Genomic DNA, 8,747 nt, shown 5'->3' on the forward strand with positions numbered 1-8,747 from the left:
CACCACCGGTGGCACCGGCGCGCTGGTGGCCGCAGCGCGGGCCTGTGAACTGATCGGCCCGGTTCTATAGCGGAAGACGCCCCCTTGGACGCGCAGATCCGCGACGAAGAAGCGCCGCGCCGAATGTCGGTCTACAGCTTCGGTGAGCGGCTGACACCCCCATTCTGCGCACCGCTACGAGGGGCCTCCCGGACGACTTCCGCCGCACCATGGCGGAAGTCGGCGAGTCCATCAACGATCAACTCGCCCGCGACAAGATGCTCCCGTATTTCCCAGAGACGATCAAGGAATCCGCGGGGCCCGGTCGCAAGGATGGCGCGGTCGCAGCCCGGCGCACCGTCACACCGGCCCGGACGAAGCTACTGGTTCGGCCGGTATTGGTAGACGGAGACGTGAGAACGCGAGTCGGCGGTGAATTCGGCGCCGGTCCAATCCGCATGCCTGGTCTCCAGCTCGAATCCGGCCAGCTGGGCCATGAGGTCGAGTTCGGCCGGCCAGATGTAGCGGTGCGGGCCGCGGGACAGTTCAGCCTGTTTGATGTCGTCGAAGTGGAAGTGGTGCGACACGACGTGCTGGTTCAGAACATCGTAGGTGTCCAAACCGATGCAACCGGGCTCAGAGCTCCAGACGACGGCCTCCTGGCCCGGTGGAAGCTTGCGCAACTCGGGTACCCAGAGCTCGATGACGAACCGGCCGCCGGGCGTGAGGTGGCGGGCGGCGTTGCGGAAGCACGCGACCTGCTCGGCCTGGGTGAGGAGGTTGGCGCGTCATGCCGCCAGCCTTCGCCCTCGGTCCGAGCGATGTCCAATGAATGTCGGCCCCTACCACGCAGCCGCCTTGATCACGTCCACGGCGATGTCCTCGACCGACCGGCCGTCGGTCGGTATACGGACGGTGCCCGCCGGAGCCTTCTCGTCCAGTTCCCGTGCGTTCCGCAGGCTCCGCTCGATGTGGGCGGTGAGCTGCGAGCCGATTTCGCGTTGGGCAAGGCGCTCCCGCACGGTCGTCTCCCCTGCCGTGAGCAGGACGCAGGTGGCTCGGACCTCGCCGCCGCCCATGGCCCGGCTGATCATCGGCGCTTCCAAGATGCTCACCGTGTTCGAGTAGACGAGGCGACGCTGGCCGAGAGCGGCGTAGTTCGACCAGAGCGCCGCGGTGTTCCGTTCGGTGATGGCAGCGCGGTGAGGGTCGTCCTGTGGGGCCGGATGGATCTGGTCCATGTAGTCGCCCTCGATCAAACAGTGCGCCGTTCCCCTCCCCTGCAATGCCGCAGATACCTCCCATGCGACGGTCGTCTTTCCGACACCCGCCCCGCCACCGATGAGCAACAGTTCGTAAGCAGTCATGGCTGGGCAGCCTGACAGAGTCTGGACTGCCCGGTCGACCAGAAATAAACGGCCGTGGAAGACCGTGACACGGATGCTTCCGCCATGCAGATGCACGCCAGAGCAATGCTCAGGACTTGTGGATCAGCTCCTCTGGAGGACGCGCGAAGGGCGTACCTTCCCGAGTGAGTGATCGTCAAGTCACCGAGTAGGCCCGCGCTGCGAACGCGGGCCGGGAAGGCACGCCCGTGCTCGGCGTAGTCAGCGAAGACGGCACCACCGAGACCGGTTCCCTGATCGACGAGATCGTCCGCGAGGGTGCCCGGCGGATGCTGACCGCCGCCCTGGAGGCGGAGGTGGACGGGTGCATAGCCGAGCTCGCCGGGCAGCGTGACGAGACCGGTCGCCGACTGGTGGTCCGCACGGCCGGCACCGGCCGCGGACCGTGACCACGGCTGCTGGGCCGGTTGATGTGGCCGCTCCGCGCGTGAACGACAAGCGGGTCGACGAGGCGACGGGTGAACGTCAGCGGTTCTCCTCGAAGATCCTGGCGCCGTGGTGCCGGAAGTCCCCGAAGATCAGCGAGGTGCTGCCGCTGCTCTATCTCCACGGCCTGTCGTCGGGCGACTTCGTGCCCGCGACGGAACAGTTCCTGGGCTCCCCGGCCGGGCTGTCGCGCCACGGTGACCCGGCTGACGCAGCAGTGGACCGCCGACCACGCCGAGGACCGTGCGCACGCCGAGAAAGCGGTCACCGCGTTCGAGAAGGCGTACGGGGCGAAGTTCCCCAAGGCCGTCAAGAAGATCACCGGCGAGGTCGATGAGCTGCTGGCGTTCTACGACTTCCCCTCCGAGCACTGGGTCCATTTCAGGACGACGAATCCGATCGAGTCGACCTTCTCCACCGTGAAGCTTCGGACCAAGGTCACCCGTGGCGCCGTCAGCCCGGCCGCGGCCCTCGCGATGGTCTTCAAACTCGTTGAGTCCGCCCAGGCCCGCTGGCGAGCGGTCACCGCACCGCACCTCGTCGCCCTCGTCCGAGCCGGCGCCCGCTTCGAGAACGGCCTCCTCGTCGAACGAGACGAGACCCTCGCAGCGTGATCCACCTTGTGACTGTCCGCGATAGTGGGCGGCTGAGCGGGTGCGCCTGGCGGGAGTGTCTAATCAACGGCGGATCTGCTGATCAAGGAGATGCGTCTGATGACGGAGACCCTCGTGGAGAACGACCAGGCCGAGCAGGTGGTTCAGGAACCGACGAGTGCGGTGTCGGACGAGCAGCTCGTTGCGATACTTGATGACCGTGCCCGAAACGAGGGGCTGCAACTGACCGGCGAGGGCGGGCTGTTGCAACAGCTCACGAAGCGAGTGCTCGAGTCCGCTCTGGAGGACGAGACCACCGACCACGTCGGCTGAACAAGTGCAGTGATCTGCGCGAGAATCAGCCTCGTCGCATACACGCCGCTGTCCCGCACGACACCGTTCGGACCCGACACTGCTGCTCTGCCACAGTGCGTCAGTAGCCGGTGCCGCGCTTGACCTGGTTCCGCTCGATCCCGTGGGTCGCCCCTTTGTCGTCCAACGTGCGGCACGCGTCGGCAATGTCCTGGGTCAGGCGATCGATCTGCTCACGGCTCAGGGTCTCCTTGACCAGGGCGCGCAGGATCTTCACCCGCTCCGCGTTCGGCGGAAGCGTGTAGGCCGGCACCATCCAGCCCCGTTCGGCCGAGAGCTGCCAGGCGATGTCGGACTCGTCGTAGGCGTGCTTGCCTGCGAGACGGAAAGCGACCAGGGGCAGCTGTTCGAGGTCGCTTCCGATCACTTCGAAGCGGCCGCTGCTGCGCAGGTTGTCGGCCAGCGCGCGGGCGTTCTCTTGCATGATCTTCATGACGTAGGTGTAGCCCTGTCGACCGAGCCGCACGAAGTTGTAGTACTGCGCGAGCACCATCGACGCACCGGTGGAGAAGTTCAGGGTGAACGTCGCGTCGGTCTTGCCCAGGTAGTTCTCGTAGAACACGAGGTCCTTCGCCAGGTCGGCCTCCTCGCGGAAGACCAGCCATCCGATGCCGGGGTAGACCAGGCCGTACTTGTGTCCCGAGACGTTGATCGAACGGACCTGTTCGAGCCGGAAGTCCCATGTGGAGTCGGGGTAGAGGAAGGGCCATACGAATGCGCCGCTGGCGCCGTCGACGTGGATCGGGATGTCGAGGTCCCGCTCTTTGCGGATGTCCCGCAGAAGCTTGTCGATTCCGACGACATCGTCCTTGTGGCCGGTGAACGTGGTGCCGAGGACGGCGACGACGCCGATCGTGTTCTCGTCGAGGTGGGGCTCCACGTCTTCGGGGCCGATTGTGTACTTGCCCTCGGCAAGCGGCACGATCCGCGGCTCGACGTCGAAGTAGCGGCAGAACTTTTCCCACACAACGTGGACGTCTCCCCCAAAAACCAGGTTGGGCCGATCGGTCGACAGGTTCGCCGCCTGGCGGCGCTCGCGCCACTTCCACTTCAGCGACAGCGCGCCGAGCATGATCGCCTCGGACGAGCCCTGGGTCCGACATCCGGTCGTCCGGCCCGGCGCGTGGAACAGGTCGGCGAGCATGCGCACGCAACGCTGCTCGATCTCGGCGGAAATGGGGTACTCCGCATGGTCGATGAAATTTCGATGGAGGTTTTCGGCGATCAGCCGTTGTGCCTCCGGCTCCATCCACGTGGTGACAAACGTGGCGAGGTTGCGCTGCGGGTCGCCCTCCATGGCGAGATCCGCATCCACGAGCCTCATCGCGTCTGTCGCGGCCATACCTTCCTCGGGGAACGTCTCCGAGGGGGCGGGCACGATCAAGAATCGGTTACCGAAAAGATCCGAGTCGTTACGCTTGGTCATTGGGCGATTCAAACAGCGCCGGAGTCCGCCGCGGGCGAGGAACACACCGTTGACCAGATGGACCCCATGCCCCGCAAGCCGCAACCTCACCAACGCAGGCCCTCCCCCGCGGGCCGTGAAGGCGCCGGACCGTTCCGGGCCGGCGCGCCGCCGTCTCATCTGGTGGGGGCGCGGCGTCCTCAGCCGCCCGCGAAAGCCAGGTGGGCGTCGGATGTTGCCGCGGTGGTGGCGGTCGTGGCCCCAGGAGCATGCGTCGAGGTAGCGGCCGCGGGCATCGCGCGGGTGGCGGCGTCGGAGCGTTCGACCTCCTCGGGCTGTCGCGCCCGGGCACCGTGCTGCAGCGACGGCTCGGCGGGACGGCGTTTCACCCCTCCTCGGTCCTTCCTGAGGTTCTAGGCTCTGCCCGTGGGGCAACCTGAGCAGCAGGCCGAGGGCGCGGGACCGTTCACCACCCGGCTCACCTGGAACCTTCCCGACGGCGGGACCGCTGTGTGGGATTCCCGGCTCGCGCGGCGGCGTGGAGTGCTCTCCGTCCGTCCCCTCAGTGCGGCGGCCACTCGTCACATCCCTGCGGACGCCGCTTCCCTCGCCCGGCTGCGCCGACTCAACGCCATCGCCGTGACCGCCTTCGTCATCGGCGGGGCCTTGTTCGCGGCCGGAGCGGCCGACGCCCAGTTCGGCTCCGGCGACGCTACCAAGTGCGCCTCGATCTACTTCGCTGGCGGCCTGTTCTTCACCACCGGCGGGTACGTCTCGCTGCTCCAGGTGATCAACGCACCCCGCCACGTCGCCGGCGGCGAAGGACGGTTGACCACCCGCCACTGGCGATGGTGGAGCTACGAACCGACGCGGGTGGACTGGCTGAGCGCATTCGTCCTCTTCGCGGGCACGCTCGTCTTCGCAGTCGACCTGCTGGACTCCTTCTTGCAGGGCCTGACCGTCCAGCAGGTCAACCGGCTCATCTGGACACCCGACGTGATCGGCTGCATCCTCTTTCTAATCTCCGGCCACCTGGCCTTCGTCGAGATCTGCCACGGCCGGCTCTGCGCCCGGCTGCACAACCTTGGCTGGTGGATCATCGCCGTCAACCAGCTCGGATCCGTCCTGTTCATGGTTTCAGCGGTCGCTGCCTACACACGCCCCGCCACCGGCAGCCTCATCAACGCCGACATCGCCAACTGGGGCACTCTCACCGGCGCCCTCTGCTTCTGCCTCGCAGGGATCCTCCAACTCGGCGAACACCCATAGAGCGCCGCACCAGCACTGGCTCAGTGCTCGTCGTATGGGATCCCTCAGGCCGCCTCGCGTTCGAGCGGTGCAGAACGGGCCGCCCCGACGCGTGCAGGGCGCCCCGGGCGGTGGAAGAGTGGCCGGCCCACTTCTTCGCGGTCGATCTGTTGCGACTGTCCGGGACAGACACGATCTCTGGGCCGTTCGACCACCGAGCCCGACGTCGTGCGGGAGCGGCTGACGTGGGCGTCGCTTGGGAGGCTCCGGCCAGCCGCCTCGCGAGCGGATCGCGGACCTGACCGCAGCGAGTCCAGCCGGTCGCCACGCGTTCGTCGGGCTCGGTGATCTCGTCAGGCTCTACCCATGGCTCCTGGCCGAGGAGCTCATGCTCACGGCACCAGGCGTCGTTGTAGACGGTCTCCAGGTAGCGGTGCGGTCCGTCGGGGAAGAGCGCGGCGATCCGGGTCCCGGGCGAGTACGTCCGCGCCGCCCACCCGCCGACGAGGGCGACGGGGCGCCGACGCTCCAGCCGCCGGAGGTGTAGTGGCGGCGGGCCAGTTGGCGGCAGGCCCACACACTCGATCCCGACGGCCCGACAGCCGTCGAGTGATCCCGGAGGGGCCGTTCTCTGTTCGGGCCGTTTCCGGACAGCCCAGGGCGCTCGACGGCACCGCAGTCACTGAGCGGCAGTGGCGACCACCACTCTCCGACGCAGGGACCCTCAGTACCGGGATCGACGACCGGCCATGCCATCAGCAACACGCGCAATCCCGCCACCGGCAGCACCAAGACGCACCACCATCCACTACGCCCGGTGCGCCCGGCGCCCGACCGGATATCGCGGGCGACGGCCCACAGCCAGCGGATGAGAAGTGCCCCGGCCCTGGATCCCACACACGCGACGCACTGTGTCGGCGCCGTCTTGGTCCCTGTCTGGTCCCTGGACTTTGGCTTCGAACCCCCGGGGCAGCGGACCCGGAGGCCGACGACAGCCTTGAAAACCTGTTCCGCCGCAGGTCAGAGCAATCAAGACACTTCCGAGCACCACGGGACCGGCGAGATCCCCAACTCGCGAGCAGCGGATTCAGTCCATCCAGGCGAAGTTGACGCCCCGTCAGCCAAAGAAGAACGTTTCCGCAGGTCAGAGACCTGCGGAAGTGGGGCGGGTGGGACTCGAACCCACGGCCGACGGATTATGAGTCCGCTGCTCTAACCGGCTGAGCTACCGCCCCGTACGGCGTGTCGCGCACATGTGTGCGCGCCGTCTGCCGCAGCATAGCCGCTCATACGATCTCCTGCTTCGGATGGTCGGCCTTCGCATGCGCTTCTTGACCTTGAGGACTTCGGCGCGGCACACGCGGTTCCCCCGGACATGAAAAAGGACCCCGACGGGGTCCTTCTTCGGTTGCTCTCCCGACTGGACTCGAACCAGTAACCTGCCGGTTAACAGCCGGCTGCTCTGCCAATTGAGCTACGGAAGATCGAAGCTCCCCCGACTGGATTCGAACCAGTGACCTGCCGGTTAACAGCCGGCTGCTCTGCCAGTTGAGCTACGGAGGATTGCCTCGCTGCATCGATCGTACCTCCCTGGGTATTCGCCAGGGGGCGTGCGCTCGCTGCGACACATACATTAGCGCAAGCAGGGGGGTGCTACGCCAATCGGTATCCCCCGCGCCCGTCGCCCGCGCAGGGCGACGCAAGGGACCGACGCAGACGTAAGGGAAGGATGGCCGCCATGCGCTATCGGCTCACGTTCTTTGCCGGACTGGCCCTGGGCTACGTCCTCGGCACGAAGGCCGGACGCGAACGCTACGAGCAGTTGAAGAAGTCCGCGCGGCAGGTCGCGCAGAACCCCGCGGTGCGCAACACCGCCGAGTCGGCCGCCCAGCAGGGGCGCGTCTACGCCGGCAAGGCGTACCACGTGGTCAGCGAGAAGGTCGGGGACCGCGTGCCCGACCTGGTCGCCGAGCGGGTCCGCTCGCTGCGCGAACGCAACGCGAACGGTTCCGCCGGAGACGACTGGGGCACGAGCAATACCTAGGGACCACATCAGGTCGGCCGGAGCGACTCGCGGCGCCCCCACCCCTTCCCGTGCGGCAGAATTTCTGCCATGGGGATAGTCGCCGGGCTGGACAGTTCGCCCGAATTTACGCGCATTGTCGTCTGTGACTCGGACACAGGGGCCGTGCTCAGGCAGGGGTATGCCCCGCACCCGTTGGAGTCGGCGGAGGGCGGGGGGCGCCCGTCGGACGTCGATCCGCAGGCCTGGCTGCTGTCCCTGGGGGAGGCGGCCACCGGCGGGCTGCTGGAGGGTGTGCAGGCGATCGGGGTGTCGTCCCAGCAGAACGGGCTGATCGCGCTGGACGCACAGGGCAACACCGTGCGCCCCGCGATGGTCGGCGGCGACAAGCGGACCCAGGTCGCGGCAGCCGACCTCGTCGACGCGCTCGGGGGGCGCGGCGCGTGGGCGGAGGCCGTGGGCTGCGTGCCGGGGGCCGCGCAGCCGGTGACCAAGCTGCGCTGGATGAGCCGGACGGAGCCGGACGCCGCCATGCGGACGGCCGTACTGCTGCAGGCGCACGACTGGCTGGTCTGGCAGTTGCTGGGGCGGCCGGTCAGGAGGACGACGGACCGGGGCGGAGCGTCCGGGACCGGTTACTGGAACGCGGCGACCGGGCAGTACCGCACGGATCTCGTCGAGATGGCGCTCGGGCATCAGGTCATGCTCCCCGAGGTGCTCGGCCCCTCGGACGCCGCCGGTATGACGCCGGAGGGGCTCCTCATCTCCGCCGGCACCGGTGAGACCATGGCCGCCGCGTTCGGGCTCGGCATCGGGCTCGGGGACGCGGTCGTGTCGCTGGGGGCCTCCGGGTCCGTCATGGCCGTCCACACCACGGCGCTCGTCGACTCCTCCGGGATGATCACCTCACTGGCCGATGCCACAGGCATGCATCTTCCGGTCGTCACCACGCTGAACGCCGTACGGACGCTGCGCGGGGCCGCCGAGCTGCTGGGCGCGGCCGATCTGGAGGGGCTGTCCGACCTGGCGATGAAGTCGACGCCCGGGTCGCACGGACTGGTGATGCTGCCCTATCTGGAGGGTGAGCGGACACCGAATCTGCCCCACACTGCGGGGACGGTGGCCGGGTTGCGGCGGGAGTCGATGAAGCCGGAGCACTTCGCGCGGGCCGCCTTCGAGGGAATGCTGTGCGGGCTCGCGGACGCGCTGGACGTGCTGCGCGGCCGGGGTGTCGACGTGCGGCGGATCTTCCTGCTGGGTGCGGCGGCGGAGCTGCCCGCGGTGCAGGCGGCGGC

The 8,747-nt window shown here is 68.0% G+C and carries 6 protein-coding genes, 3 tRNA genes and 3 pseudogenes; 5 read left to right on the plus strand and 7 right to left on the minus strand.

The genetic code is table 11. The features are described 5' to 3' along the window. Positions 1–359: 359 nt before the first annotated feature. Positions 360–764: pseudogene (locus AWZ10_RS45485) on the minus strand (SAM-dependent methyltransferase); the annotation flags it as partial. A gap of 57 nt (positions 765–821) precedes the next feature. Further along, positions 822–1,346: an AAA family ATPase gene (locus AWZ10_RS45490; RefSeq protein ID WP_060894164.1), complete on the minus strand. Its 525-nt coding sequence runs from the start codon at positions 1,344–1,346 to the stop codon at positions 822–824. A gap of 227 nt (positions 1,347–1,573) precedes the next feature. Between AWZ10_RS45490 and AWZ10_RS45495 the strand changes: the two are divergent. Together AWZ10_RS45495 and AWZ10_RS45500 are read left to right on the plus strand one after the other, a co-directional pair. Continuing rightward, positions 1,574–2,425, plus strand: a pseudogene (locus tag AWZ10_RS45495) (transposase). A gap of 99 nt (positions 2,426–2,524) precedes the next feature. Further along, positions 2,525–2,734 (plus strand): annotated as a pseudogene (locus tag AWZ10_RS45500) (IS256 family transposase); the annotation flags it as partial. A gap of 103 nt (positions 2,735–2,837) precedes the next feature. Here the strand turns inward: AWZ10_RS45500 and gad are convergent. Together gad and AWZ10_RS52100 are read right to left on the minus strand one after the other, a co-directional pair. Beyond that, a complete protein-coding gene (gene gad, locus AWZ10_RS45505; protein ID WP_060894162.1) occupies positions 2,838–4,202 on the minus strand; it encodes a glutamate decarboxylase in 1,365 nt (454 codons plus the stop codon). Positions 4,203–4,381: 179 nt separating this feature from the next. Next, positions 4,382–4,570: a hypothetical protein gene (locus tag AWZ10_RS52100; protein WP_159058613.1), complete on the minus strand. Its 189-nt coding sequence runs from the start codon at positions 4,568–4,570 to the stop codon at positions 4,382–4,384. A gap of 37 nt (positions 4,571–4,607) precedes the next feature. Here AWZ10_RS52100 and AWZ10_RS45510 point away from each other — a divergent pair, with 37 nt between their 5' ends. Next, positions 4,608–5,450 (plus strand): hypothetical protein, encoded by an 843-nt coding sequence (locus tag AWZ10_RS45510; protein ID WP_060894163.1) that lies wholly within the window; start codon positions 4,608–4,610, stop codon positions 5,448–5,450. Between the two features lie 1,140 nt (positions 5,451–6,590). Here AWZ10_RS45510 and AWZ10_RS45515 read toward each other — a convergent pair. The 3 genes from AWZ10_RS45515 to AWZ10_RS45525 all read right to left on the minus strand — a co-directional run bounded on the left by AWZ10_RS45515 (position 6,591) and on the right by AWZ10_RS45525 (position 6,992). Then, positions 6,591–6,664: transfer RNA gene (locus tag AWZ10_RS45515), tRNA-Ile, on the minus strand. A 176-nt stretch (positions 6,665–6,840) separates the two neighbouring features. Beyond that, positions 6,841–6,913 (minus strand) — tRNA-Asn (locus tag AWZ10_RS45520). A gap of 6 nt (positions 6,914–6,919) precedes the next feature. Continuing rightward, positions 6,920–6,992: transfer RNA gene (locus tag AWZ10_RS45525), tRNA-Asn, on the minus strand. A gap of 175 nt (positions 6,993–7,167) precedes the next feature. Here AWZ10_RS45525 and AWZ10_RS45530 point away from each other — a divergent pair. Then, a complete protein-coding gene (locus AWZ10_RS45530) occupies positions 7,168–7,473 on the plus strand; it encodes a hypothetical protein (RefSeq protein WP_033530202.1) in 306 nt (101 codons plus the stop codon). A 69-nt stretch (positions 7,474–7,542) separates the two neighbouring features. Continuing rightward, positions 7,543–8,747 (plus strand): xylulokinase (locus AWZ10_RS45535; protein WP_079104719.1); only part of this gene is annotated, 1,205 nt, incomplete at its 3' end.

This window comes from Streptomyces europaeiscabiei, assembly GCF_001550375.1.
Lineage (GTDB): Bacteria > Actinomycetota > Actinomycetes > Streptomycetales > Streptomycetaceae > Streptomyces > Streptomyces europaeiscabiei.